The following is a 240-nucleotide window of genomic DNA, read 5'->3' as shown; positions in this document are numbered from 1 at the left end:
CCGCGCGGCGGCGTACGTCGGACTGGCGAACCTGGCCCGGTACGAAGGCGACCTGGCCGCGGCCCGGTCGCTGAACGAGCGCGCGCTGGCGGAGTGCCCCGGCGGGTCCTTCGCGGCGGAATCGGTCCGCGCGGGCGCGATGATCTCGCTGGGCTGGCTGGCGGTGGCGGAAGGCCGCCCGGCGGAGGCGGTCCGGCTGCACCGGGAAGCGCTGTTGACGGGACACCGGTGGCACGCGGG

1 protein-coding gene is annotated in these 240 nt (G+C 77.5%); it reads left to right on the top strand.

What is annotated here, in order from left to right; genetic code table 11:
- Positions 1-240, top strand: a 240-nt coding sequence (locus G3I65_RS55020; protein WP_160704448.1) for a tetratricopeptide repeat protein, incomplete at both ends; no start/stop codon positions are given.

The organism is Amycolatopsis sp. SID8362 (genome assembly GCF_010550475.1).
GTDB classification, from domain to species: Bacteria; Actinomycetota; Actinomycetes; order Mycobacteriales; family Pseudonocardiaceae; genus Amycolatopsis; species Amycolatopsis eburnea.
This window is presented reverse-complemented; position numbering and strand designations above follow the sequence as displayed.